Source organism: Marinobacter aromaticivorans (genome assembly GCF_002806975.1).
Classification (GTDB): Bacteria; Pseudomonadota; Gammaproteobacteria; order Pseudomonadales; family Oleiphilaceae; genus Marinobacter; species Marinobacter aromaticivorans.
The window spans coordinates 101,401-126,802 of sequence record NZ_NIHD01000006.1; the positions used below are offsets into that span (position 1 = coordinate 101,401).

The following is a 25,402-nucleotide window of genomic DNA, read 5'->3' on the forward strand; positions in this document are numbered from 1 at the left end:
ACCGGAATCAAAGGACAGGAAAAAACCATGAGTAACTGGCTGGACAAGATAATGCCGGGCAAAATCCGCTCGGAATCCACTCGCAGAACAGGCGTTCCTGAAGGGCTATGGAAAAAATGCCCGAAATGCGGCGCCTTTCTGTATAAGCCGGAGCTGGAGAAAAACCTGGATGTTTGCCCGAAGTGCAATCATCACCTGAGGGTCGCCGCCCGCCGCCGCCTCGACATTTTTCTTGATGAAGATGGCCGGGAAGAAATTGGCGAAAACCTGGAACCCTGGGATAGACTCAAGTTCAAGGATACCAAACGCTACAAGGAGCGGTTGAGTCAGGCCCAGAAGGCCACAGGTGAGAAAGATGCTCTTGTTGCCATGAAGGGCAGAACCCTGGGTGTGCCTCTGGTGGCCTGTTCTTTTGAATTTGGCTTTATGGGTGGGTCCATGGGCCAGGTCGTTGGCGAAAAGTTTGTACAGGCTGCAAACGTTGCGCTGGCAGAACGTATCCCTCTGGTCTGTTTTTCCGCCAGTGGTGGTGCGCGCATGCAGGAAGCCATTCTCTCTTTGATGCAGATGTCCAAAACCGCCGCTGTGCTTGAGCGCATGAAGCAGGAAGGCCTTCCCTATATTTCCGTGATGACCGATCCGGTGTTCGGGGGCGTGTCCGCCAGCCTGGCAATGCTGGGCGACCTTAACATCGCAGAGCCCAATGCGCTCATCGGCTTTGCCGGGCCGCGGGTTATCGAGCAGACAGTTCGTGAAAAACTGCCGGAGGGTTTCCAGCGCAGTGAGTTCTTGCTGGAACACGGTGCTATTGACATGATTCTGCACCGCCACCAGATGCGTGAGCGCATTGCCCATGTACTGGCCAAGTTCACCGGTCAGGAACGACCGGGTACTGATGAACCCATAGAATTCGAGCTCACGGAAAAGCCAGACATTGACACTCCCGCCGAGTAACCCCCAATCCCGGCCCCCGAAAGCACCGGGGGCAGGTGCCACACTTGACCAGTGGTTGTCCTGGCTTGAACTGATCCACCCTGTTGAAATCGATCTCGGTCTTGACCGGGTTCTGATGGTTTTGCGCCGCCTGTTCCGGAGCCGGCCGGCAGCACGGGTGATAACGGTTGCCGGCACCAATGGCAAGGGCAGTGCAGTCGCAGCGCTTGAGTCGTTGTTGCAGGCATCAGGCCGACGCACCGGCGCCTACACTTCGCCACACCTGCAAAAATACAATGAACGTATCCGCATTGATGGCAAGGATATTGATGACGCGGCTCTGATCTCGGCATTTGAAAAGGTCGAAGCCGCTCGCGGTTCGGTCACGCTTACCTATTTTGAGTTCGGTACCCTCGCGGCGTTTGTGGCGCTTGGGGAATCCGGGGTGCAGGACTGGATTCTGGAAGTAGGTCTTGGCGGGCGGCTTGATGCTGTAAACGCGGTGGATGCCGATCTGGCGATTATAACGTCTGTGGATATTGATCATGTGGCGTTTCTTGGCCACAACCGGGAAGTCATCGGTTTTGAAAAAGCCGGTATTCTTCGCCCCGGGATTCCGGCCATTATTGCAGATACAGATCCGCCCCGCTCCGTGCTCCAGCAGGCAGCGGCCCAGAAAGTAAAACTCAAAAGAGCAGGGCAGGACTATATCGTCAGGGAGTTTGTCTCTGAGGGTGGCGAATTGTCTGCCTCCCTGCAGGTTGATGGCCAGGTTATCAGGCTCCCGGCGGGACCGCTGCCACTCCAGAGTGTGGCTGCTGCTGTGATGGCGATGCGCATTCTTGAGCCGGGTACGGAGCAGGTTCTGCTCGAACATGCGCTGGCACAGATAAGCCTGCCGGGGCGGTTCGAGCGCCTTGAACGTGAACCGGAAGTATTTGTGGATGTGGGGCACAACCCACACGCAGCCAGGTGGCTGTGCGCGCGGCTGGCGGCTTGTAAGACACCCGGGCGGAGAGTTCTTGCGGTCTACGCAGCACTTGCCGACAAAGACGTTAAGGGTGTGGCTGCAGCCATGGCACCGATTGTTGATAGCTGGTATCTGGCCGGGCTGGATGTGCCGAGGGGGTTGCGTTCGCTGGAGCTGAAAACTGCTCTTGCGCCCTGTGCATTGTCGCAGGTTAGCGCTCATGACTCTGTGCACCAGGCGATTTTGTCGGCAAAAAGCGATGCTGAACGAAATGATATTATTATCATTTTCGGCTCATTTTATACCGTTGCGGAAGCCCGGTCGCTGCTAGGGTAGGCAGTCAATGCCTGCGTCTTAAACTTTGTCCATAGCGCCGTGCAGGGCTTTGAGTTATAGCAGGTGGGCGGTTAGTATGTTTCAGGAAAAATCAACGGGGAGTTGTGCAACGTGGATGGACTGAAGCAAAGAATAATTGGAGCGCTGGTTCTGATTTCGCTGGCCGTTATCTTTGTTCCCATGGTGTTCGATGAGCCTCACTCGGAGCGTACCTCTACCTCCATCAACATCCCCGAAGAGCCGCCTTTTCCGGAAGTTGACGCCCCGGAGCCGGATATAGCACCGCCGCCCCCTTACCGGCAGGATAGCGAGGCAGCCGAAAGCCCGGGCTCCGGCAGCCCCGGTTTCCGCATTCTTGAAGAGGGTGAGCCGGCCGTTCGCCCGGTACCGGATAATCGCCCTAACAACGCACCCGATGTGGCACAACCCGAAACTCCGAAGCAGGAGCCTGCAACGCCATCTCCAGAGGTTTCCACCGCAGCAGCATCACCACCAGCCAGCTCTGAAAGCCCGGAATCCCGCGGCGACGCAGAGCAAACCAGTGCGGAATTCACGCGCTCTCTGGAGGGTGCCTGGGTTGTGCAGTTGGGCAGCTTTGGCAACAGCGACAATGCTCGCCGCCTCAGAGACAAGGTTCGTGAAAAAGGTTACAGCTCCCATCTTCAGGAAGTGGTCCGCGGAGACACTACCCTGACACGGGTTTTCAGCGGGCCTTTTGCCGACAAGTCCAAAGCGGAAGCCGCGAAACGCGCGCTGGATGAGGCGTTCAGCCTGAACAGCCTGGTGACTTCCGGCGACAAATAACGCTTTTAACCCGCTTTATATCATTCAGGCGGTTTGGCGCGCCCGGGTTTCCTGATAGAATTCGCGCTTCCTTTTCTCCATCGGGATTTTCATGGAAGCGCTGATCTGGATTGACTGGGTCATCATTGCCCTCATTACAGTTTCCACTCTCATCAGCCTGAAACGGGGCTTCGTCAAAGAAGCGCTGTCTCTGGTAACCTGGGTGGGTGCGTTCATACTCGCCCGAACCTTTCATCCGCAAATGCAGGCGTTGCTGGAGAACACGGTCGAAACGCCGCTGGTGCGTCTGATAGCAGCCTTTGCCATTCTCTTTTTCGGTACACTTATTGTTGGCGCCATCATCAATAACATGATCGGTCATCTGGTCCGGGCTACCGGGCTTTCGGCCACCGACCGGGTGCTGGGTATGGGCTTTGGTCTTCTGCGTGGCATTGTTGTTGTTATTGTCGCCATTGCATTTATCCGTTATACCCCGTTGGCGCAGGATACCTGGTGGAGAACGTCCGTCATGATTGACCGGCTTTCAGTGGTTGAAGACTGGTCGCGGCGCACGTTCGGTGATGAGTTTGCCCGTTTTCTCGCACCGGAACCCCAAAAGGCCGTGGAACCCACGTCCGCATCCCGCTAACATTCAGAATTAACACCCGGAGATTACCTTATCCATGTGTGGCATTGTCGGCATTGTCAGTACTTCCAACGTTAATCAGTCGCTCTATGATGCGCTGACTGTACTTCAACACCGGGGCCAGGATGCGGCGGGCATTGTCACTTTTCAGGATGATCGCTTCTATCTGCGCAAAGACAATGGCCTGGTACGTGACGTTTTCCATACCCGCCATATGCGCCGGCTTGTAGGTAACGTGGGGATTGGCCATGTGCGTTATCCTACAGCGGGAAGTTCCAGTTCAGCCGAGGCCCAGCCTTTTTACGTAAACAGCCCCTATGGCATTACCCTGGCCCACAATGGCAATCTGACCAACGCCGATGAACTGAGCCGGGATCTGTTCCGCACAGATCTGCGCCATATCAACACCAACTCGGATTCCGAGGTTCTGCTGAATGTATTTGCCCATGAACTGCAGAAACTGGGCAAGCTTGACCCGACGAAGGAAGATGTATTCTCGGCGGTAAGAGCCGTTCATCAACGCTGCCGTGGTGCCTACGCTGTCATTGCCATGATAACCGGCTACGGCATTGTCGGTTTCCGCGATCCGAACGGGATTCGCCCCGCCTGTTACGGTGAAAGAACCGCTGAGGATGGCCGCAAGGAGTACATGATTGCATCCGAGAGCGTGGCGCTCAGTGCTGCCGGTTACACACTTGTACGGGACATTGCCCCGGGCGAGGCGGTATACATTGAAACCGATGGCACGCTTTACACCCAGCAATGCGCGTCAGAGCCGCACCTGTTTCCCTGTATTTTCGAACACGTTTATTTTGCGCGGCCCGATTCCATTATTGATGGTGTCTCCGTATACAAGGCACGGCTGCGCATGGGTGAAACCCTGGCAGACAAGGTACTGCGTGAGCGCCCGGATCACGATATTGACGTGGTTATGCCGATTCCCGATACAAGCCGCACCTCTGCCATGCAAATGGCCCACCGGCTGGGCCTGAAATTCCGGGAAGGTTTTATCAAGAACCGTTACATCGGCCGCACCTTTATCATGCCCGGGCAGAAGATGCGCAAAAAATCGGTGCGCCAGAAGCTCAACCCCATTGATCTGGAGTTCAAGGGGAAGAACGTAATGCTGGTTGACGATTCCATTGTCCGTGGCACAACCTGCAAGGAAATTGTGCAGATGGCCAGGGATGCCGGAGCCAGGAAGGTCTACTTTGCCTCGGCGGCGCCCCCGGTCCGCTACCCTAATGTTTACGGCATTGATATGCCATCGGCCAGCGAATTGATTGCGCACGACAGAACTGTTGAGGAAGTCCGTGAGCTGATCGGCGCAGACTGGCTGCTGTATCAGGACCTGGACGACCTGGTGACCTGTGTCAGCGATGTAAATGACGATATCGAAGGTTGGGAGTGTTCTGTGTTTACCGGCGAGTACGTGACCGGTGATATTGACGCCACCTACCTTGACCGTCTGGATGAAGCCCGTAACGATATGAAACGTTCGGGAAATATGGACGCGTCGTCCTGCGACAATGCCATCATTGATCTCCATAACGACGAAGACTGATTGCCGGGCCTTATCAGGAGCTGCTCATGACTTTTCACCGCGAAGAAACTGTCCGGATTCCCGAATCGGATCTTGAGGGTATGTCTCTGGATACTCTGGCGGTGAGAGCAGGGCAGCTGCGGACCGGCCAGCTGGAACACAGCGATGCGATTTTCCCGACCTCAAGCTTCGTTTACGGCTCTGCGGCCCAGGCGGCGGCACGATTCGGTGGTGAGGAATCGGGCAACATCTACTCACGCTTCACCAATCCGACGGTGCAGGCGTTCGAGGGCCGTATTGCGGCAATGGAAGGCGGGGAGCGGGCTGTTGCTACGGCATCCGGTATGGCGGCGATTCTCAGTACCTGCATCGCTTTGCTGAAAGGCGGCGACCATGTGGTGTGTTCCCGAGGGGTGTTTGGAACAACCAACGTGCTGTTCCAGAAATACATGGCAAAATTTGGCGTTGAAACCACTTTTGTGAGCCTGACCGACACCCGGGAGTGGGCTTCCGCGGTGCGCCCGGAAACACGCATGCTGTTTATTGAAACACCGTCCAATCCGCTCTGTGAAGTTGCGGACATGGCGGCGCTTGCATCCCTGGCTCACAACAACAACGCCTTGTTCGTGGTGGACAACTGTTTCTGCACACCCGTGCTACAGCGCCCCCTGGAGCATGGAGCGGATATCGTTATCCACTCGGCCACCAAGTACCTGGACGGCCAGGGGCGCTGCGTGGGTGGTGTGGTTGTTGGTCCCGAAAAACTCATGGAAGAGGTTTACGGCTTTCTGAGATCTGCCGGGCCCACCATGAGCCCTTTTAACGCCTGGGTGTTCCATAAGGGCCTGGAAACCTTACCAATCCGTATGCGCGCCCACTGCGACAATGCGTTAGAGTTGGCGACATGGCTGGAGCAGCAACCGGAGGTGGAGCGTGTGTATTACGCTGGCCTTGAGAGCCACCCTCAGCATGCTCTTGCAAAGAGCCAGCAGAAAGGGTTTGGTGGTGTGCTGTCATTCTGTCTGAAAGGCGGTCGGGAGGAAGCGTGGAAATTTATTGATGCCACGCGGATGATCTCGATTACAGCGAATCTGGGCGACGTGAAAACGACAATTACTCATCCGGCAACCACAACTCACGGGCGCTTGTCTCCGGAAGACAAGTCCAGGGCGGGTATTACCGAAAACCTTATACGTCTTTCGGTAGGTATTGAGGCAATTGAAGACCTGAAAACGGACTTGTACAGAGGCCTTCAGGTGCTTCAGAACGCAAGCAACACTTAACGTTTGAGCATTCATGGCTGAATCTGCAAAGGCGAAAAAATCACCACAGGAACTGACAGATAAGCAACTGCGTTTTCGCCGCCTTGCAGCTCAGGGCGCGCGCGAAGGTGCTGTGATAGGGCTCATTGCCCTGTGCATTTATCTCGGCATGGCTCTTGTAACCTTCAATCCTGCCGACCCGGGTTGGGCCAGCATTGGCCATGACACCAAAGTTCTGAATGCTGCCGGTCGCTCCGGCGCCTGGCTCGCCAGCCTGTTGATGGATTTCTTTGGCCACGTAGCCTACCTGTTTCCAATGATGGTGGCGGGTTACGCTATCATGCTGTTTCGCCGCCGAAACGATTCGCTGGACTTGCACTGGCCGCTGTTTCTGATGCGGTTTGGCGGGTTTCTGCTTATTCTGCTCTCCGCAACCAGCCTGCTTTCGCTTTACTCGGTATTTGGCCTCGGCGCGTCATCGGGGGGAGTCCTGGGTACTGCCGTTTCCGATGCAATGGTGCGGTTTTTTAACCTTCCGGCCACTACGCTATTACTGATCGCTATCTTTCTGTTTGCCCTGACGGTTACCGTCGGTCTCTCCTGGTTCTGGTTGATGGACCAGCTCGGTAGCGTGACTCTTCGCCTCGCGCAGTCGCTGAAATCCCTTGTGCTGCCCGGCAACCGGGAAAAAGCGCCAGGGCCGGCTTCAGCACAGGGTTCTGCTCCGCCTAAACCGCAACTGACTGCTTCGCACAGTGCCGTGCACAGCAGTTCCGGACCGGAGCCATCAAAGCACCGCTGGTGGCACGCAATTCCCGGGCTTGGGCCGCGCAAACCCAAGGCAGCGAAACCGGGTAAGGCGGGCAGGGCGGAAAAGGAACGCAGGGAGCCGGCATTAGAGAGTTTTTCCGCGAACCCCGAGCCGGAACCAGCCAGGCTGGAGAGCTTCAGTTCCCGGGACGAAGCCCCCTTTGCAACCGCAACCGATAAGCCTTCGCCGGCATCAGATAAGGCAAAAGCGCCCTCTGCAGGTGGTCGTTCCCTGAAAATATCTCCGTTCAAGAAGGATGAACAGCCGGCAAAATCGAAGAGTGGAACGAACTCTCAACCTTCCCTGCTGGAGGATATCGAAAGCCCGATTCCACCCATTTCGCTGCTGGATCCGCCAGAGGAACACAAGGAAAGCGGGTACTCTGAAGAAGCCCTGGAACACATGTCACGCCTGCTGGAGGAAAAACTGGCAGATTTCGGCGTGTCTGTTGAAGTGGTGGAAGTCAACCCCGGCCCGGTCATCACCCGCTTTGAGATCAAGCCGGCGGCCGGTGTAAAAGTCAGCAAAATATCCAATCTGGCGAAAGACCTGGCCCGCTCACTGGCGGTACTCAGTGTACGGGTTGTGGAAGTTATACCGGGCAAATCCGTAGTGGGTATCGAGATACCGAACGAAAAGCGCGAAATTGTCCGCCTCAGCGAAGTCCTCGGAGCAAGGGTTTTCAGTGAATCCAGCTCCGCTCTGACCATGGCGTTGGGTAATGACATCGGGGGCAACCCCATGGTTGCCAACCTTGCCAAAATGCCCCACCTGTTGGTTGCAGGCACCACTGGCTCCGGTAAGTCGGTAGGGGTCAATGCCATGCTGCTGAGCATGTTGCTGAAAGCCGGCCCGGAAGAAGTGCGCTTCATCATGGTTGACCCCAAGATGCTCGAGCTCAGCATCTATGATGGCATTCCGCACCTGTTGGCGCCGGTTGTCACCGATATGAAAGAGGCCGCAAATGCACTGCGCTGGTGCGTAGCGGAAATGGAACGGCGGTACCGGTTACTGGCGAGCCTGGGCGTTCGCAACCTTGCCGGCTACAACCGCAAAGTAAAAGATGCAGCGGCTGCAGGCGAGCCGCTTCTGGACCCGCTCTGGAAGCCGGATGAATATCTGGCCGATGACGAACAGGAACGCCCGGAACTGGAGACACTGCCGTTCATTGTGGTGGTTATTGATGAATTCGCCGACATGATGATGATTGTCGGCAAGAAAGTGGAAGAACTGATTGCACGAATTGCCCAGAAGGCGAGGGCCGCGGGCATTCACCTGATCCTGGCAACCCAGAGACCCTCCGTAGATGTTATTACCGGCCTGATCAAGGCCAACATCCCCACGCGCATGTCGTTCCAGGTGTCGTCCAAGATCGATTCCCGCACCGTGCTTGATCAGGGTGGGGCCGAACAGTTGCTGGGCCACGGCGACATGCTTTACCTGCCGCCCGGATCCGGTTTGCCGGTGCGCGTGCATGGTGCCTTTGTGGATGATGACGAGGTTCATCGCGTGGTGAGCGCGTGGAAAGCCCGGGGTGAGCCTGTGTATGTGGATGATGTTCTCAATGGTGCGGAAGGCGAGAGCCTGCCCGGGGTGCCAACGCTGACCGAAGGTGGTGACAGTGAGGGCGATGCGCTGTTTGATGAAGCCGTGGCCTTTGTTACCGAGGGCCGTCGGGTATCGATTTCTTCGGTACAGAGAAAGTTCAAAATAGGGTACAACCGGGCAGCCAACCTTGTTGAGGCCATGGAAGCCTCGGGCGTGGTCAGTTCCGCAGGTCATAACGGTGCCCGGGAAGTTCTGGCACCGCCGCCACCAAGAGATTAGGAGTTACAGACTATGCAGAAACTATTTGTGAAGCCCCTGTCGGCTTTGATGGCCTTGCCGCTGACCGCGTTGTTCACCTTGTTGGCGTTCAGCGGTTCGGTCACGGCGGCCAGTGAGGAAGACTCCGCCGCGGAGTTGGCTTCTCTTTTGAAGAGTTACGAAAGCTACCAGGCCGATTTTATCCAGATTGTAGTGAATGAAAACGGCAGCAGGGTGCAGGAAACCCGCGGTTCACTCAAGGCCAAAAGGCCGGGGCTGTTTTACTGGGAAACCCGGGAGCCCATGTCGCAGTTTATTGTCAGCAACGGGGAAAGTGTTGAGGTTTATGACCCGGATCTGGAGCAGGTAACAGTGCACAAACTGGACGACCGGGTTCAGACCACACCGGCGCTGTTGCTGAGCGGGGAAGTGGATAACCTGGAAGAAACCTATCGCGTGTCCGGTCGCGCCACCAGTGATGAAACCCGGGAGTTCATACTCGAGCCCAGAAGTGAAGACTCCCTGTTTATATCCCTGAAACTGACTTTTTACGGGAACGAACTGCAGGAGATGCGCATGGAAGATTCCCTGTCACAACTCAGTGTGCTCAGCTTTGACCACATTCGCCTGAACGAAGCCATTGAGGACAGCGCTTTCGTCCTGGAGTACCCGGAAGACGTCGACATAATCCGGGACGAAGGCTGAGCTGAAATGCAGACCAGCCTGTTCACAGAGCAGGTCGGCTTTCGACCTCTGGCGGCGCGTATGCGCCCCGAAAGCCTCGACGATTATGTGGGGCAGGAGCATCTTGTCGGCCCCGGAAAACCCCTCAGGCGAGCGGTAGAGCAGGGGCAGCTGCACTCGATGATTCTCTGGGGACCGCCCGGTGTTGGCAAGACCACATTCGCCCGGTTGCTGGCGAACGTGGGCGACCTCAGTTTCGAGACGGTTTCGGCTGTTCTCAGCGGTGTAAAAGACATTCGCGCGGTGGTGGAGCGCGCCCGCAATCGCAAGCAATCCCATGGTCAGGATACGCTGCTGTTTGTGGATGAGGTGCACCGATTCAACAAGAGCCAGCAGGATGCCTTTCTTCCACACATTGAAGACGGCACCTTTATTTTTGTAGGTGCAACCACCGAAAACCCGTCGTTCGAGCTGAACAGCGCTCTGCTCTCGCGCACCCGGGTTTACGTACTCAAAAACCTTGAGGATGCGGATATTCTCAAGCTGTTGACCCGGGCTTTGGGTGCCGCAGATGGTTTCAATGGTGAGCTTGCAGTGGCTGACGAGGTCCTGCGCCTGATCGCGTCGGCATCGGGTGGCGATGCCAGAAGGGCACTGAATATACTGGAGATTTCTGCCGACCTGGCGGAGCCGGACGAACAGGGCAAAAACCGCGTGACGGCGTCCCATCTTGAGCAGGTGATGCAGACCAGTTTGCGCCGTTTCGACAAGGGCGGAGACGTTTTCTACGATCAGATATCGGCGCTGCACAAGTCTGTAAGAGGCTCCGACCCCGATGGCTCGCTGTACTGGCTGTGCCGGATGCTTGATGGTGGCTGCGACCCTTTGTACGTTGCCCGGCGCCTTGTGCGCATTGCCAGTGAGGATATTGGCAATGCTGATCCTCGTGCCCTGCAGCTGAGCATGGAGGCCTGGGGTGCTCTGGAGCGCCTGGGAAGCCCTGAAGGCGAGCTGGCATTGGCACAGGCGGTGACTTATCTTGCCCTGGCCCCGAAAAGTGACGCCGTGTACAAGGCGTTTAACCAGTGCATGGCTGATATAAGAAAGGATCCGGATTACGAGGTTCCCGTGCATTTGCGCAATGCACCCACCAAGCTTTTGAAGAGCATGGGGCATGGCGACTCTTACCGTTATGCGCACCACGAGCCGGATGCTTTTGCCGCCGGGGAGTCCTACCTGCCGGAAGATATTCACCAGCGCAGATACTATGAGCCGGTAAACCGTGGCCTCGAGATCAGGCTTTTGGAAAAGCGCCAGAGGCTGGACGCCCTCAATGAACAAAGCCCCGTAAAACGCTATACCTGAATCCCGTGCAATGGCGCTGATGCGGGTGTCAGCGCTGGCCAGCAGCGTCACCACAGGTATAATGGCCAGCTATTCTACCTACATCGCAAACCGGAAAATCCAGGATACCCATGCTCGATCCCAAACTCGTCCGTAACCAGACTGAAGAGATTGCTCGCCGGCTGGCCATCAAGCATTTTGCTTTTGATATCGCCGCGTTCGAAAAACTCGAGGAGCGCCGCCGGGCCCTGCAGGTGAGCACGGAAACCCTGCAGAGTGAGCAGAACAAAAAGTCGAAATCCATCGGCAAGGCCAAGGCTGCCGGCGAAGACATCCAGCCATTACTGGATGAGGTTGAGAGCCTGAAAGCCAGAAAGTCCCAGGCTGAGGACGAACTGCGGGATCTTCAGCAGGAGCTTAACGGCTTTCTGGCGGGCATACCCAATCTTCCGGATGACAGTGTACCGGCTGGCGACAGCGAAGAAGACAACGTTGAAATCCGTACCTGGGGTACACCAAAAACCTTTGATTTCGAGCCCAAGGACCATGTTGCCCTGGGCGAGGCCCTGGGTGGCCTGGATTTTGAAACCGCTACGCAACTTGCCCATTCAAGGTTTGCCGTTATGCGCGGGCAAGTGGCGCGCTTGCACCGCGCTCTTGCCCAGTTCATGCTGAACCTGCATACCGGCGAGCATGGTTATACCGAAACCTATGTGCCTTATTTGGTCAACGCCGATGCTCTTTATGGTACCGGTCAGTTACCGAAATTCGAGGAAGACCTGTTCAGAATGCAGGGAGATCCCGGCCTGTACCTGATACCCACCGCCGAAGTACCGGTGACCAATCTGGTATCGGACACGATTCTGGATGCCACCGAACTGCCCCTGAAAATGGTTTGTCATACCCCCTGTTTTCGCAGTGAGGCCGGCTCTTACGGCCGCGACACCCGGGGCATGATCCGCCAGCATCAGTTTGACAAGGTTGAGCTGGTTCAGGTGGTTCGCCCGGAGGATTCCGATGCGGCACTGGAAGCGCTGACCGGCCATGCGGAGAAAGTTCTTCAGTTGCTTGAGCTCCCGTACCGGCTGGTTGCCCTGTGTGGTGGCGATATGGGCTTTTCTGCCGCGAAAACCTACGATATTGAAGTCTGGTTGCCGGGGCAGGGAAAGTATCGTGAAATCTCATCCTGCTCCAACACCCGGGATTTCCAGGCCCGTCGTATGGGTGCCCGCTGGCGCAACCCGGAAACCGGCAAGCCGGAGCCGGTGCATACATTGAACGGTTCCGGGCTTGCAGTGGGCCGTGCCTTGATAGCTGTTATGGAAAACTGTCAGCAGGCCGATGGCAGTATTCTTGTACCGCGAGTACTCCAGCCCTACATGGGTGGTATCGAGCGCATTCAATGACAATGACAATGACAGATAAACCCGGGAGCCTCGTCGGAGCTGAGGTAAGCGCCATGCCGGGGCCGGTGCGCCACAGAACCAATCCGGTTACCTCAAACCCGAACAGTTCTGCGGGTGAGGTCGCCCTTGTAGGCGCTGGCCCGGGCGATCCGGAATTGCTCACGCTGAAAGCCTGGCGGCTGATTACCTCGGCAGAAGTGGTGCTTTACGATCGCCTTGTATCACCGGAAATCCTTGCGCTCATTCCGGAAACAGCCCGGATGATTCACGTAGGTAAGCAGCGTGCCAACCACACTTTGCCACAGGAACAGATCAACCAGAGGTTGGTAGATCTTGCGAGGGAAGGTTACCGGGTTGTCCGGCTCAAGGGTGGGGATCCGTTTATCTTTGGCCGTGGTGGCGAAGAAATCGAGACACTGGCGGGCGCCGGCATCCGGTTCCAGGTTGTTCCCGGTATCACTGCAGCATCCGGTTGCTCTGCTTACGCAGGCATCCCGCTGACCCATCGCGATTACGCTCAATCCGTGCGGTTTATAACCGGTCACCTGAAAAACAACAGCTGCGATTTGCCCTGGAAGGACTTTGTCCAGACCAGCCAGACTCTGGTGTTTTATATGGGGCTGGTTGGCTTGCCGATCATCTGCGACCAGCTCGTATTGCATGGCATGGCCCCGGATATGCCGGTTGCACTTGTTTCAAAAGGAACCACCCGGGATCAGCAGGTGGTTACCGGAACCCTCGAAACCATCGTTCAGCGGGTAAATGAAGAGCAGGTGCAGGCGCCAACCCTGGTTATTGTTGGCCATGTCGTGGCTCTGAGAGACAGGCTGGACTGGGTAGGCGGCCTCCCGGTTCTTCCCGCCTGATCAGCCTGCCTTGTTGCGTTTTGGCAGCACATCCCTGAGCTTGTCACGCATGTCGCGAATGGCTTTTTCGGTGGTTTCCCAGTCAATGCAGGCATCGGTTATCGAGACGCCGTATTGCAGGTCTGCCAGATTTTCCGGAATTGACTGGTTGCCCCAGTTGATGTTGCTTTCAATCATCAGGCTCTGAATCGAGGTGTTGCCCTCAAGGATCTGATGGCTCACATCCTGCATCACCAGTGGCTGAATGGCAGGGTCCTTGCTGGAATTGGCGTGGCTGCAATCTACCATAATGGATTTGCGCAGGCCGGCTTTTTCGAGTGCCTGTTCACAGAGGGTCACGCTGACCGAATCGTAGTTTGGCTTGCCGCCACCGCCGCGTAGCACCACATGCCCGTACTGGTTGCCTTTGGTACGGATAATTGCCACCTGGCCCTGTTGATCTATTCCCAGGAAGCTATGGGGGTAGGACACGGATTTCATCGCATTCACCGCCACATCCAGACTGCCATCCGTGCCGTTTTTGAAACCGATCGCCATGGAGAGGCCACTACTCATCTCGCGGTGAGTCTGGGATTCCGTAGTGCGGGCACCGATGGCTGACCAAGAGATGGAGTCTTGCAGATACTGGGGTGAAATCGGATCCAGGGCCTCGGTTGCAACCGGCAGCCCGATCTCATTGATGTCGAGCAGCAGGCGGCGGCCCAGATGCAGACCATACTCAATATCAAAGGTGTCGTTCAGGTGCGGATCGTTGATCAGGCCTTTCCAGCCCACGGTTGTCCGTGGCTTTTCAAAATACACGCGCATGACAATCAGCAGGGTGTCACTGACTTCATCCGCCAGTTTCTTAAGGCGGGCGGCGTAATCCCGTGCTGCTTCAACATCGTGAATTGAGCAGGGGCCTACCACCAGAAACAGGCGATGGTCTTTGCCGTCAATAATGTCGTAAATTGCCTGGCGGCCAGTGGTAACGGTTTGAGCAGCCTTGCCTGTAAGCGGCATATCCTGTTTGAGCTTTTCAGGGGTAATCAGTGTTTCCTGGCTCGCCACATTCAGATCTTCAAGTTTATTGCCGGACATTGTGTGCTGGTTCCCTGATTCCAATCGTTTCAATAAGAGGCGCCGGACCCGGTTGTGGCCAACCCCGGCGAGTTGGTTATACTGCGTTATTTACTGGGCCTTTTCAACGCTTCTTGAGCACGGGGAATGGATGTCACAACACAGGCCGAAGTCGCATCAGAAGGCCTCGCGGAAAGCGGCTGCCGAAAAAATTGATAACGTACTTACCGGTATACGCGTTCCCGATCTTCCGTACCCCGCCGCCAGATTGGCGCCGGAAGCTGTCAGCGACTGGAAGCCCCTGCTTTATTCCTGCTGGACAGAACAGCGGGACGAGCGGGTAACCCACGTTCTCCGGTCCGTACACCTGGACTGGTCGGTACGGCAGGTCAATGCGGCCTACATAGCCGATCGCATTATGGATGTGTATCTGAAAACCAGCGGTTTGCATACCACACTGGCACGCCGTATTGCCCGGTTGAGGTTTTACCTGGCCTGGAGAATGGATGTTGATGGCCATCGGGCATTCAGTGAAACCTTGCTGGGCTGGCTCGACAGCTTTCAGGAATGGCGGGGTTGGAGTGATTCCGGGGGCCGCTCCGCGAAAGCTCTGCTTGACCAGCTGGATGCGGTGGTGGTTGCTGTTTCGGCCAGCTTCGCCTCGGGCACCACCGAGGCAGTGGATACCTTTTGTACGCAGTGGCAACAGGAAGCTGCCAGGCGCAATGCGCAAACCGGAAAACTCCGCCAACGTTTGCTGGAAACCGAACAGGGGGCTGCACGCCAGAGGCGTGCAGATCAAACCGCCCGGGCTCTGGTTGGCCGCGCTCTTCAGGGGAGAAAATTACCGCAGCCGGTTATCCGGTTTATTTTTGATTACTGGCAAGGCCTTCTGAAGCAGGCGGTATGGGATTCCGGTGTGAACGGTGAAACCTGTCGCCACGGCAACAAGCTTCTGGAATGGCTGGTATGGATAGGGGATCCGTCACTGTCCGACGAAAACAGAAATCGGCTGTACCATGTGGGCGAGCAGCTTGGTGACCGGATTATGGATGTCTGGAACCGTGTTTTTGACCAGCCTCTTTCCGGCAGTGCACTTGCCGGTATTGAAACAGTTATGGTGTCACGATTGCGTGGAGAGGCGCCTGAACTGGTGGATGCCTTGCCCGGCACAGAAACCTTTCCCTGGTCCCCTGAATGGCTGGGCTTTGAACCACCAGCCCCTGACCAGTTCAAGCCTTATGAAGGGCGCTGGTTTGTTGAAGGTGCGGGGCAGGACGAACAGCGCCGTTATTTTTTTACCCTGCTTGAAGAATCCGCTGAAATTCTCTGGACAAACGGTGCCGGCGTGAAACTCGGTTTGCAGCCATGGCGTGCTTTCAGCATGGCACAGGAATCCGGGATTATGCGACCGTTGCCCGCCCAGACACCCTTTGGCGAGGTGTTTGAGGAAACCGTTGAAGTGCTCTCAGCGGCATGGGAAAAGCAGCGGCTGGAACGCCAGAAGGCGGCGGAAGCGGCTAAAGCCCGGGCAGAGTGGCTGCGAAAGGAAAAGGAGGCTGCCGAGCGCAGGCGCCAGGAACAGGAGGCTGCCCGGCGGGCCGCCATCGAACTCCAGCGGCAGGAAGCAGAAAATCAGCGACTGGCCGATGAAAAAGCTGAACAGGAGCGTTTGTATAATGAAAAAATGCGGCTGGCACAACAACAGGTAGAGAGGATCAACCTTGGTGGCTGGATTGCCGTGGAAGCCGAATCACCGGAAAGCGAACCTGCCCGGTTGAAACTGGCGGTTCGTACCAACGCTTCCCGGAAGCTCATATTTGTTGATCGTCTCGGGCTTAATCGCCGCGAGTTTCCGGAGGACGAACTGGTGCTTGGCCTCGTTGAGGGGCGGATTCGTATCCTGGGTGGCGCCACGGAGTTTGATGAGACCCTGAGCCGGGTCGTTGGCCGGATTCGAATCGGGCGCAACTGACAATAAAATCAAACGAAGCCGGGGATTGTGATGAAAGATACTGACTACACGTTTGGAACACAGCAAGAATCGGCTGCGGCGCTGGAGAAGCGCAGGCAATACCGGCTAACGGCGCGGGCCCGAATCACCTTGGAGCTTGAGGCAAATGACCCCGGCTTTGCACAACAGCCAGGCTCATCCGGGCGTGAGTTAGTGTGTGGCATTCGGGATATATCCGCCAGTGGGTTGTGCGTCATATCAGAAGAATGTTTGCCTGAAGGGGCTTTGTTTCCGGCATCCGTTTCACTCGGGAGCCATCTGGAACCCTTTTTGCTGACCGTGGAAATTGTGTGGTGCCAGCAGAATGAGGCGGGTTATCTGGTTGGTGTGAGAATTATTGAATCCGATCAGACCGCTTATGTGGAGTGGACGGAAGCCGTTGCGAGTGCCCTGGACGCATCATAAAAGGAAGCGTCATAAAACTGCAGCGCCGCCCCAAGAGCTGGCGTTGCCGGGACGACTGGAAAGCAGCAGGACAGCAGAAAGCCGGCATAATGCATAATGCCGGCTTTCCCTGCAAGGCTTAATCTTCAGGTGCTTCCTCTTCCAGTTCACCCATGCCGGTAATGTTGAAACCGCCATCCACGTACATGATTTCGCCGGTAATGCCGCTGGCCATATCGGACGTGAGAAATGCAGCAGCATTGCCTACTTCATCGATGGTTACGTTGCGACGCAGCGGGGCGCGCCTGGCGTTTTCCGCCAGCATCTTGCGGAAGCTCTTGATGCCGGAGGCGGCAAGTGTACGGATCGGCCCTGCAGAAATACCGTTCACCCGGATTCCGTCGCGGCCCAGGCTTGCGGCCATGTAGCGTACGTTTGCTTCCAGTGAGGCCTTTGCGAGGCCCATTACGTTGTAGTTTTGCAGAACCTTCTCGGCGCCAAGGTAGGTCAGGGTGAGCAGGGAGCTGCCTTCGTGCAGCATGGAGCGTGCACCCTTGGCCAGCGCGACAAAGCTGTAGGAGCTGATGTCGTGGGCGATTCTGAAGCCTTCACGGGTAGTGACATCAACATAGTTACCGTCCAGCTCATGGCCGGGTGCAAAGCCAACAGCGTGAACGATGATGTCGATGTTGTCCCAGTGCTTGTTCAACTCTTTGAATACGTTCTCGATTTCTTCATCGCTGCCAACATCGCACGGGAAAATAAGGTTGCTGCCCCAGCCTTCGGCAAATTTCTCTACCCGAGGCTTCAGCTTTTCGTTCTGATAGGTAAAGGCGAGTTCTGCGCCTTCGCGGGCAAAGGCGTCGGCAATGCCGTATGCAATAGACAATTTGCTGGCTACGCCAACAATCAGCGCTTTTTTGCCACTGAGTATACCCATGGGTCGTTCTCCCTGTGTTCCTGATTTTGGTGCATTATCCCCGAAGTGTCCCTGCAGGGGTAACGCTCAAATAGTCGTAGTAATTCCGGCATCTTTCTGTTGATAGAAAAACGCCGCCTGAAGCAACTCCTGTGTGTATTGTTTCGCAGGCGCCCGGAAGATTTCACCGGCTTCACCGTATTCCACGATCGCGCCGCGTCTAAGCACAAGCAGCCGGTGACTGAGCGCACGGACAACAGCCAGATCATGGCTGATAAAGATATAGCTTAGACCATAGCGCGCCTGAATATCCCTGAGCAGATCGATCACCTGCTTCTGCACCGTACGATCCAGAGCCGAAGTGGGCTCATCCAGAATTATAAGGTCCGGCTGCAGAACCAGCGCCCGCGCGATGGCAATGCGCTGCCGCTGGCCGCCGGAAAATTCATGGGGATAACGGTGCCTGGCATCCGGATCGAGCCCAACATCCCGGAGCGCACCAATCACTTTGGTGTCGTGGGTTTCGCGGTTATCAGGGTCATGTATCTCAAGGCCCTCCCGGACAATTTCGGCAATGGACATGCGCGGGCTCAGGCTGCCAAAAGGGTCCTGGAAAACAATCTGTATCCGCCTGCGCCAGGGCCTGAAGTCACGCTGATCCAACCCGGACAGCTCCTGGCCATCGATCTGTATGCTGCCGGTGCCGGTCGTAAGCTTGAGAAGCGCGTGGCCGATGGTGGTTTTTCCGCTACCGCTTTCCCCCACGATACCGAGCGTCTGGCCGCGATCCAGACTGAAGCTGACCTGCTTCACCGCATGAAAATGCTCTTTTACCTTGCCGAACAGCCCTTTGCGGGTGGGGAAACGGACATCAAGATTGTTGACGTTCAGCAATGGTTTACCGCTTTCGGGACCCGGCACCGGGGCCGCCGGAGGTTCGGCGCTCAGCAGTTTGCGGGTGTACGGATGGCTGGGGGATGCAAACAGGGCGTCGGTTTTGTCCTGTTCAACCAGTTTGCCACGCTCCATGACCGCAACCCGGCTGGCGTAGCGGCGTACAATGGTGAGGTCGTGGGTAATCAGTAAAATGGCCATGCCCAGCTTTTGCTGCAATTCCTGCAGCAGTTCCAGAACCTGTTTCTGGACGGTTACATCCAGTGCCGTGGTTGGCTCGTCGGCGATTAACAGGTCCGGTTCGTTTGCCAGGGCCATGGCAATCATCACCCGCTGCTTCTGGCCACCGGAGAGTTGATGCGGGTAGGCGCCAAGCCGGCTTTCCGGGTTTTCAATGCCCACCAGTTTTAGCAGCTCCAGGCAGCGCTTGCGGGCCTGGGGGCCGCGCATGCCCTTGTGCAGCTCCAGGGTTTCACTGATCTGCTTTTCCACAGTGTGCAGCGGGTTCAGGGACGTCATGGGTTCCTGGAAGATCATGCTGATCTCCTGGCCGCGAACCTGCCGCAGCCGTTTCTCCGGTGCCTGCAGCAGGTTTTCACCGCGATAGTGAATCTCGCCACTGGGGTAACTGGCCTGGCGCTCATCCAGCAGGCGCAAGATGGCCAGAGCAGTGACGGATTTGCCGGAACCACTCTCACCAACCAGTGCCAGTGTCTCACCCTCCTGCAGGCTCAGGGAAAGTGAGTCCACAGCGTTGGGGCCCTGATTAAAGCGGATGGAGAGATCGGTTATCTGCAGCAACTCACTCATATCGGCTCGTTCTCATCCGCTCTTTCGTGGGTCGAAGGCGTCCCGCACGGCTTCGCCTGTAAACACCAGCAGGGTCAGCATCAGTGACAGGGAAACAAATGCCGAGATACCCAGCCAGGGGGCGTGCAGGTTCGCCTTGCCCTGGGCGATCAGCTCGCCCAGGGAGGGTGAACCTGAGGGCAGGCCGAAACCAAGGAAATCCAGCGAGGTAAGTCCGGTGATTGCGCCTGTAAGGATAAAGGGCAGAAACGTAAGTGTGGCTACCATGGCATTGGGCAGAATATGACGGAACATGATTTTCCGGTTATCCAGCCCCAGCGCCCTGGCGGCCTTTACGTATTCGAAATTGCGCGCCCGCAGGAACTCTGCGCGCACCACGTCCACCAGCCCCATCCAGCTGAACAGCAACATGATGCCCAGAAGCCACCAGAAGTTCGGTTGTACGATGCCGGAGAGAATAATCAGGAGATATAGAACCGGCAATCCTGACCAGATTTCGATAAACCGCTGCCCGATAAGATCAATCTTGCCACCATAGAAACCCTGTATGGCACCGACTGCAACGCCAACAATGCAACTGGCAATGGTGAGGGTTAGCCCGAACAGCACCGAAATACGGAAACCGTAAATCACGCGTGCGGCGACATCCCGGCCCTGGTCGTCGGTACCGAGCCAGTTTTCCGAACTGGGCGGTGCAGGCGAGGGCACATCCAGATCATAGTTGATGGTGTCGTAACTGAAACGGATAGGCGGCCAGAGCATCCAGCCGTTGGCGCGGATTTCGTCCGCTATGAAGGGATCCCGGTAATCCGCTTCGGTAGGCAGAAAGCCGCCGAAGGTTTCTTCAGGCACGCTCTGAACTACCGGGAAATACAGGGTGTCCTGATAGGAAATAACAAGCGGTTTGTCGTTGGCGATCAGTTCCGCCACAAGGGTCAGGCCGAAAATCACCAGGAACACCCATAACGACCAATAACCCCGGCGATTATTGCGAAAATTCCGCAGGCGGCGTTGCTGAATCGGGGTAAGCGCCTTCACCTTACGCACCCTCCCGGCTTTCAAAGTCGATACGCGGATCCACCAGCACGTAGGTGATGTCGGAAATCAGCTTCAGAACTAGCCCCATCAGGGTAAAAATGAACAGTGTGCCGAAAATAACGGGGTAATCCCGGTTCAGCGCCGCTTCAAAACCCAGCAGCCCGAGGCCATCCAGTGAGAAAATTACCTCGATAAGCAGAGACCCCGTAAAGAACAGGGAAACCAGAACCCCGGGCAGGCTGGCAATCACAATCAGCATGGCATTGCGGAATACATGGCCATAGAGAACCTGCTTTTCGTCCAGCCCTTTGGCGCGGGCGGTCACCACGTAGTGTTTGCCGATCTCATCCAGGAAGGAATTCTTGGTAAGCAGGGTAAGCGTGGCAAAGCCCCCGATCACGTTAGCGGTCACCGGCAGTGCCAGGTGCCAGAAATAGTCTGCGATTTTCTGATACCAGTTGAGCTGATCGAAATTGGAGGAGGTGAGCCCACGCAGCGGAAACCAGTCGAAGTAGCTGCCCCCGGCGAACAGAACAATCAGCAGAATAGCAAACAGAAAGCCCGGAATGGCGTAGCCGACCACAATGGCGGAACTGCTCCAGACGTCAAAACGGGAGCCGTCGGAAACCGCTTTGCGAATACCCAGAGGAATGGAGATCAGGTAGATAATCAGCGTAGACCAGAGCCCGAGGGAGATGGAGACGGGCATTTTGTCCAGAATCAGGTCGGTAACACTCTTCTCCCGGAAGAAAGAATCGCCGAAGTTGAACGTGGCGTAGTCTTTAAGCATTTTGAAAAAACGCTCGTGTGCCGGTTTATCAAAGCCATACATCACTTCAATTTCACGGAGCATTTCGTCGGGAATGCCCCGGGAACCGCGCCGGTCGCCGGAGGCGGCGGACACTTCTGCCCCTGTGTCACCGCCAGATGCGCGAGCCAGGGCGCTGCTGCCGTGGCCTTCCATTTCCGCAATCAGTTGCTCAACCGGCCCGCCCGGGGCGGCCTGAACGATCACGAAGTTGAGCAGCATGATGCCGATCAGTGTGGGGATAATCAGCGCCAGGCGCCGGAGTATGTAAATGCCCATTTAGCGGCTGTTTCCTCAGGGCTCGGCCCACCAGTTGTCGAGGTCAGTACCGTTTTTGGGTGTGGTGTCCGGGTGTTTCAGATGGTTCCAGTAGGCAACGCGGTCTTTGGCCAGGTGCCAGTGCGGTACCACGTAATGCCCGTGAAGCAGCACCCTGTCCAGGGCACGTGTGCGCTGCACCAGTTCTTCCCGATCTGGCGCCTGGATAACAAGGCTCACCAGTTCATCCACAACGGGGTCACTCACGCCGGCATAGTTGCGTGAACCATTGACATCGACGGTGGAGGAATGCCAGTACTCCCGCTGCTCGTTGCCGGGGGAATCCGACTGTCCGATACCCTGGGTGATCATGTCGTAGTCGAATTCACGCACCCGCTGTATGTACTGATTGCTGTCCACAAGGCGCACGGATACGTCGATACCGAGGCGCCCGAGGTTGTTTTTGAACGGCAGTACAACTCGCTCAAAGGTTTTCTGAAACAGCAGAATCTCGAATTCCAGAGGCTTGCCTGTTGCCGCGTGTACCATTTTCCCGTTGCGGATTTCGTAACCTGCCGAGCGCAGCAGTTCCATCGCTGTGCGCAGGTTTTGTCTGAGACCTTGTTTGCCTTCAGTGGAGGGTACTTCGAAGGGTTTAGTGAATATGTCTTCGTCCAGCTGTTCCCGGTATTGTTCCAGGATCTCCAGTTCACGACCGGAGGGCAAGCCGGAGGAGGCCAGTTCACTGTTCTCGAAGTAACTGTCGGTGCGTGTATACTGGCCGTAGAACAGGTTTTTGTTCGTCCATTCGAAATCAAAGGCGTAAGTCAGTGCCTCCCGCACTCTCGGGTCGCTGAAAACCTCTTTTCGCGTATTGAATACGAAGCCCTGCATGCCCGTGGGGCGGTGGTGTTCAATGGCCTCTGTAATAATCAGGCCGTTATCGAACTTGTCGCCAGTGTAGGCGGTGGCCCAGTTTTTCGCGGAGGATTCTACCCTGAAGTCAAAGTTGCCGGCCTTGAACGCCTCCAGTGCAACCGTGTCGTCGGTGTAGTAATCGTAGCGAATGCGATCAAAATTGAACCGGCCTTTGCGTACGGCAAGATCCTTTGCCCAGTAGTCATCGAGGCGCTCATAGACAACAGAGCGGCCCGCCTCAAAGCTTCCGATCCGGTAGGCACCACTGCCTACCGGCGGAGTCAGACCATTCTTGCCGAACTCGCGGTCTTTCCAGTAATGGGCAGGCAGAATAGGCATCTGCCCCAGAATCAGCGGCAGTTCACGATTGCTGCTTTGGTGAAAATCAAACCGGATCCGGTGCGGATTCTCGATCGTTACGCTGCTGACACCTGCATAGTAATTCCGGTAAAACGGATGGCCCTTGGTGGTAAGGGTTTCAAAGGAAAACTTCACGTCTTCTGCAGTGATAGGTTCGCCATCCTGAAAGCGGGCTGCCGGCCTCAGGTTGAACACAACGTAACTGCGGTCCTCCGGTGTCTCGAGGGACTCCGCTATCAGCCCATACATAGAGAACGGCTCATCCGCGGAAGCTTCAAGCAGTGTGTCGTAGAGGTAATTGCCGATGCCGGCTGCTGCGACACCCCGGATATCGAAAGGGTTGAAAGAATCAAAACCGTTAGCCACCACCGCCATTTTAAGAGTGCCACCTTTCGGGGCCTCCGGGTTGACGTAGCCGAAGTGGCTGAACCCCCTGGGATACTTGGGCTCGCCGTGCATAGCTATACCACGAACCGGTTGCGCAGCCCGTCCATCCGAGCCTGTTGTGGCTGGCTCCTTGGCATGCAGGGAAACAGGGGAGGCCAGAAAGGCCAGAAGTGAAAACAGTGCTGTCAGGCGTGGGGCGGTAAAGAATCTTGTCATGGGTCTCGCACGTTCTGGAGTTTCAGGCCGGCTGACCGGGCATCCTGCCCGGCGCTCATATCCGTAAAGTTTTTATGATTCTTGTAGTTACTGAAAGTTCCGGTTCCGCGACTGATTGAATATTAGGGGCTGTTCCGGATGTCGACGTAGAGTACCAGACTTTGCCCCGGTTGCAGATAACGGGAGGTATTCAGATTGTTCCAGCTCGCGATGTCCCGCACATTTACCGAAAAACGGTTGGCTATGAGCGCCAGAGAATCGCCTTTGCGCACCCGGTACCCCACTTTCCGCACCATGGCTTTGCCACGGGTGCCGTCGGCCGATGCGAGGGTGGGTTGTGCGGTGTTGGACCAGATCACCAGTTCCTTGCCGGGGATAAGCGGGTCACCGGGCGCCATGCCATTCCAGCCCGCGACCTCTCGCACAGACACCCGATGCTCGCGGGCGATGTCCCAGAAGGTGTCGCCACGTCGCACCGTGTAGCGTAGTTTGTTGCCGTCCCGCTTTCTGGATTGTTTGCGCTCAAGTCGCTTGGCGGCGCTCAACGCATAGGCATCGGACGTTTTGGAGGCAGAGGGAATCATCAGCCGTTGACCGATGCGGATGAGATCGCTGTTGAGGTTATTGACCTGCTGCAGTACCGCGGGTGTGGTAGAAAACCTGCGGGAAATTGTGTTCAGGCTGTCGCCGGACTTGACCACGTAATTGCGCCATGAGACGCGTTTGCTGGCCGGAATATTGGCCAGAGCGGTGCGGAACGCCTCCGCATTCTGGTGCGGCACCAGCAGGCGGTGCGGGCCGTCGGGTGACGTCGCCCAGCGATTATAGGAAGGATTGAGCAGATATATCTCTTCTATATCAACGCCGGAAAGCTCAGCCGCCTGGGCCAGATCCAGTTGCCCGCCGGTTTCAACAATATCGAAGTAGGGCTCGTCTTTCAGGGTGGGAAGTTCAATGCCATAGGCTTCAGGGTTATCAAATATTTTCGCCAGAGCAATCAGCTTGGGTACGTAATGCCGGGTTTCCCGCGGCAACTGCAGTGACCAGAAGTCCTGTGGCTTATTGCTTTCGCGGTTACGGCGCAGAGCGCTGGAAACGGTGCCGCCACCACTGTTATAGGCGGCGAGCGCCAGGGTGTAATCGCCTCCAAAACGGTTGGCGAGACGGTCCAGATAGGTGAGGGCTGCATCTGTGGCGGCAATGACATCCCTCCGGTCATCGTGCCACCAGCTTTGGGTGAGGCCGAAATACTTGCCGGTCGACGGAATGAACTGCCACAGGCCGGCAGCCCGTCCGTGGGAGTATGCAAAAGGATCAAACGCACTTTCAACAATGGGTAGTAACGCAAATTCCGTGGGCAGGCCACGCTTTTCTGTTTCGTTAATGATGTGGTACAGATAACGGGTGCCGCGCTCGACCACCCTGTTGATATAGCCCGGGTGCCGGGCATACCAGTCCAGCTGGGCCCTGACTCTCTTGTTATCCACGTTGTGATCAAGCGCGAAGCCCGCCCGCAGGCGATCCCACATGTCGGCCTGCACATCGGCCTGTTCCGTGCGGGTGCCTGCTGTTTTCTTTTCAGGGTTATCAAGTTTTTCCCGGGCTTCCCGCGCTGTGGCTTTGAGTTCAGGAGCCATGGCGTCGTCCAGGGGCTCGTCACGTACTGCATCGCTGTCCTGCCCTGACTCCACGGATGCCTTCAGTCCCTCGTCGCCGGCGGCAAGGGTGACCTGTTCGGAATCGAGGGGGCTTTGGGGCGCTTTGTCTGTTGACAGATCAAGGGCACTGCAGCCACCTGCCAAGGCACCAATGACAAACAGCATGGGCAATCGTTTGGCCATAATAGTCGTTCCCCGGCTCTGGCTAATAACGGGCTCATGTCTGAAAACCCGGCATATTTAATAAGTTACGCGCAAAAGTTTAAGCGATTCTATGGGAGCCCGTTTC

Annotated in this window: 20 protein-coding genes; 13 read left to right on the top strand and 7 right to left on the bottom strand. The window is 56.5% G+C overall.

Annotated elements, in window-relative coordinates:
* The first annotated feature begins 27 nt into the window (after window positions 1–27).
* From accD to cobA, 11 genes are all read left to right on the top strand, one after another.
* Window positions 28–954, top strand: a complete 927-nt coding sequence (gene accD / locus CDH48_RS10455; protein WP_100688684.1) for an acetyl-CoA carboxylase, carboxyltransferase subunit beta — start codon at window positions 28–30, stop codon at window positions 952–954.
* Window positions 935–2,239 (top strand): bifunctional tetrahydrofolate synthase/dihydrofolate synthase, encoded by a 1,305-nt coding sequence (folC, locus tag CDH48_RS10460; protein ID WP_100688685.1) that lies wholly within the window; start codon window positions 935–937, stop codon window positions 2,237–2,239. Before accD ends, folC begins: the two co-directional genes overlap by 20 nt.
* A gap of 111 nt (window positions 2,240–2,350) precedes the next feature.
* Window positions 2,351–3,043, top strand: coding sequence for an SPOR domain-containing protein (locus CDH48_RS10465; protein ID WP_100688826.1), 693 nt, complete (start codon window positions 2,351–2,353; stop codon window positions 3,041–3,043).
* 91 nt (window positions 3,044–3,134) lie between these two features.
* Window positions 3,135–3,671 carry a CvpA family protein gene (locus tag CDH48_RS10470; RefSeq protein WP_100688686.1) on the top strand — a complete coding sequence of 179 codons (537 nt, stop codon included), beginning with the start codon at window positions 3,135–3,137 and terminating at the stop codon, window positions 3,669–3,671.
* 34 nt (window positions 3,672–3,705) lie between these two features.
* Window positions 3,706–5,232, top strand: a complete 1,527-nt coding sequence (gene purF, locus CDH48_RS10475) for an amidophosphoribosyltransferase (protein WP_100688687.1) — start codon at window positions 3,706–3,708, stop codon at window positions 5,230–5,232.
* Window positions 5,233–5,258: 26 nt separating this feature from the next.
* The gene (locus tag CDH48_RS10480; RefSeq protein ID WP_100688688.1) at window positions 5,259–6,494 is read left to right on the top strand and encodes an O-succinylhomoserine sulfhydrylase; all 1,236 of its coding nucleotides are present in this window, start codon (window positions 5,259–5,261) and stop codon (window positions 6,492–6,494) included.
* 13 nt (window positions 6,495–6,507) lie between these two features.
* Window positions 6,508–9,111: a DNA translocase FtsK gene (locus tag CDH48_RS10485; protein ID WP_100688689.1), complete on the top strand. Its 2,604-nt coding sequence runs from the start codon at window positions 6,508–6,510 to the stop codon at window positions 9,109–9,111.
* A gap of 12 nt (window positions 9,112–9,123) precedes the next feature.
* Window positions 9,124–9,795, top strand: coding sequence for an outer membrane lipoprotein chaperone LolA (gene lolA, locus CDH48_RS10490; protein WP_100688690.1), 672 nt, complete (start codon window positions 9,124–9,126; stop codon window positions 9,793–9,795).
* Window positions 9,796–9,801: 6 nt separating this feature from the next.
* The gene (locus tag CDH48_RS10495; RefSeq protein ID WP_100688691.1) at window positions 9,802–11,139 is read left to right on the top strand and encodes a replication-associated recombination protein A; all 1,338 of its coding nucleotides are present in this window, start codon (window positions 9,802–9,804) and stop codon (window positions 11,137–11,139) included.
* Between the two features lie 110 nt (window positions 11,140–11,249).
* Entirely contained in the window at window positions 11,250–12,524 is a 1,275-nt protein-coding gene (gene serS, locus CDH48_RS10500; RefSeq protein ID WP_100688692.1) for a serine--tRNA ligase, read from the top strand.
* Between the two features lie 8 nt (window positions 12,525–12,532).
* Entirely contained in the window at window positions 12,533–13,390 is an 858-nt protein-coding gene (gene cobA, locus CDH48_RS10505) for a uroporphyrinogen-III C-methyltransferase (RefSeq protein WP_100688693.1), read from the top strand.
* Here cobA and CDH48_RS10510 read toward each other — a convergent pair whose 3' ends face one another.
* Entirely contained in the window at window positions 13,391–14,470 is a 1,080-nt protein-coding gene (locus CDH48_RS10510) for a 3-deoxy-7-phosphoheptulonate synthase (RefSeq protein ID WP_100688694.1), read from the bottom strand. It lies immediately after the preceding gene.
* Between the two features lie 130 nt (window positions 14,471–14,600).
* On the opposite strand from CDH48_RS10510, the gene CDH48_RS10515 reads away from it, so the two are divergent.
* Both CDH48_RS10515 and CDH48_RS10520 read left to right on the top strand, forming a co-directional pair.
* The gene (locus tag CDH48_RS10515; protein ID WP_100688695.1) at window positions 14,601–16,424 is read left to right on the top strand and encodes a DUF1631 family protein; all 1,824 of its coding nucleotides are present in this window, start codon (window positions 14,601–14,603) and stop codon (window positions 16,422–16,424) included.
* A 30-nt stretch (window positions 16,425–16,454) separates the two neighbouring features.
* Entirely contained in the window at window positions 16,455–16,868 is a 414-nt protein-coding gene (locus CDH48_RS10520; RefSeq protein WP_100688696.1) for a PilZ domain-containing protein, read from the top strand.
* A 118-nt stretch (window positions 16,869–16,986) separates the two neighbouring features.
* Here the strand turns inward: CDH48_RS10520 and CDH48_RS10525 are convergent, their stop codons facing one another.
* From CDH48_RS10525 to CDH48_RS10550, 6 genes are all read right to left on the bottom strand, one after another.
* Window positions 16,987–17,787, bottom strand: a complete 801-nt coding sequence (locus CDH48_RS10525) for an enoyl-ACP reductase FabI (RefSeq protein ID WP_100688697.1) — start codon at window positions 17,785–17,787, stop codon at window positions 16,987–16,989.
* Between the two features lie 66 nt (window positions 17,788–17,853).
* Window positions 17,854–19,470 (bottom strand): ABC transporter ATP-binding protein, encoded by a 1,617-nt coding sequence (locus tag CDH48_RS10530; protein WP_100688698.1) that lies wholly within the window; start codon window positions 19,468–19,470, stop codon window positions 17,854–17,856.
* 12 nt (window positions 19,471–19,482) lie between these two features.
* Window positions 19,483–20,508: an ABC transporter permease gene (locus CDH48_RS10535; RefSeq protein WP_100688699.1), complete on the bottom strand. Its 1,026-nt coding sequence runs from the start codon at window positions 20,506–20,508 to the stop codon at window positions 19,483–19,485.
* A 1-nt stretch (window position 20,509) separates the two neighbouring features.
* Window positions 20,510–21,595, bottom strand: a complete 1,086-nt coding sequence (locus tag CDH48_RS10540) for a microcin C ABC transporter permease YejB (protein WP_100688700.1) — start codon at window positions 21,593–21,595, stop codon at window positions 20,510–20,512.
* Window positions 21,596–21,610: 15 nt separating this feature from the next.
* On the bottom strand, window positions 21,611–23,455 hold the full coding sequence (locus CDH48_RS10545; protein ID WP_100688701.1) for an extracellular solute-binding protein: 1,845 nt from the start codon (window positions 23,453–23,455) through the stop codon (window positions 21,611–21,613).
* A 122-nt stretch (window positions 23,456–23,577) separates the two neighbouring features.
* A complete protein-coding gene (locus CDH48_RS10550; RefSeq protein WP_100688702.1) occupies window positions 23,578–25,299 on the bottom strand; it encodes a lytic transglycosylase in 1,722 nt (573 codons plus the stop codon).
* Window positions 25,300–25,402 lie beyond the last annotated feature (103 nt).

Coding starts and splice junctions, on each gene's coding strand:
- accD (WP_100688684.1), top strand. CDS start 28: ATGAGTAACTGGCTGGACAAGATAATGCCGGGCAAAATCCGCTCGGAA.
- CDH48_RS10470 (WP_100688686.1), top strand. CDS start 3,135: ATGGAAGCGCTGATCTGGATTGACTGGGTCATCATTGCCCTCATTACA.
- purF (WP_100688687.1), top strand. CDS start 3,706: ATGTGTGGCATTGTCGGCATTGTCAGTACTTCCAACGTTAATCAGTCG.
- CDH48_RS10480 (WP_100688688.1), top strand. CDS start 5,259: ATGACTTTTCACCGCGAAGAAACTGTCCGGATTCCCGAATCGGATCTT.
- CDH48_RS10485 (WP_100688689.1), top strand. CDS start 6,508: ATGGCTGAATCTGCAAAGGCGAAAAAATCACCACAGGAACTGACAGAT.
- lolA (WP_100688690.1), top strand. CDS start 9,124: ATGCAGAAACTATTTGTGAAGCCCCTGTCGGCTTTGATGGCCTTGCCG.
- CDH48_RS10495 (WP_100688691.1), top strand. CDS start 9,802: ATGCAGACCAGCCTGTTCACAGAGCAGGTCGGCTTTCGACCTCTGGCG.
- serS (WP_100688692.1), top strand. CDS start 11,250: ATGCTCGATCCCAAACTCGTCCGTAACCAGACTGAAGAGATTGCTCGC.
- cobA (WP_100688693.1), top strand. CDS start 12,533: ATGACAGATAAACCCGGGAGCCTCGTCGGAGCTGAGGTAAGCGCCATG.
- CDH48_RS10510 (WP_100688694.1), bottom strand. CDS start 14,470: ATGTCCGGCAATAAACTTGAAGATCTGAATGTGGCGAGCCAGGAAACA.
- CDH48_RS10515 (WP_100688695.1), top strand. CDS start 14,601: ATGTCACAACACAGGCCGAAGTCGCATCAGAAGGCCTCGCGGAAAGCG.
- CDH48_RS10520 (WP_100688696.1), top strand. CDS start 16,455: ATGAAAGATACTGACTACACGTTTGGAACACAGCAAGAATCGGCTGCG.
- CDH48_RS10525 (WP_100688697.1), bottom strand. CDS start 17,787: ATGGGTATACTCAGTGGCAAAAAAGCGCTGATTGTTGGCGTAGCCAGC.
- CDH48_RS10530 (WP_100688698.1), bottom strand. CDS start 19,470: ATGAGTGAGTTGCTGCAGATAACCGATCTCTCCATCCGCTTTAATCAG.
- CDH48_RS10540 (WP_100688700.1), bottom strand. CDS start 21,595: ATGGGCATTTACATACTCCGGCGCCTGGCGCTGATTATCCCCACACTG.
- CDH48_RS10545 (WP_100688701.1), bottom strand. CDS start 23,455: ATGACAAGATTCTTTACCGCCCCACGCCTGACAGCACTGTTTTCACTT.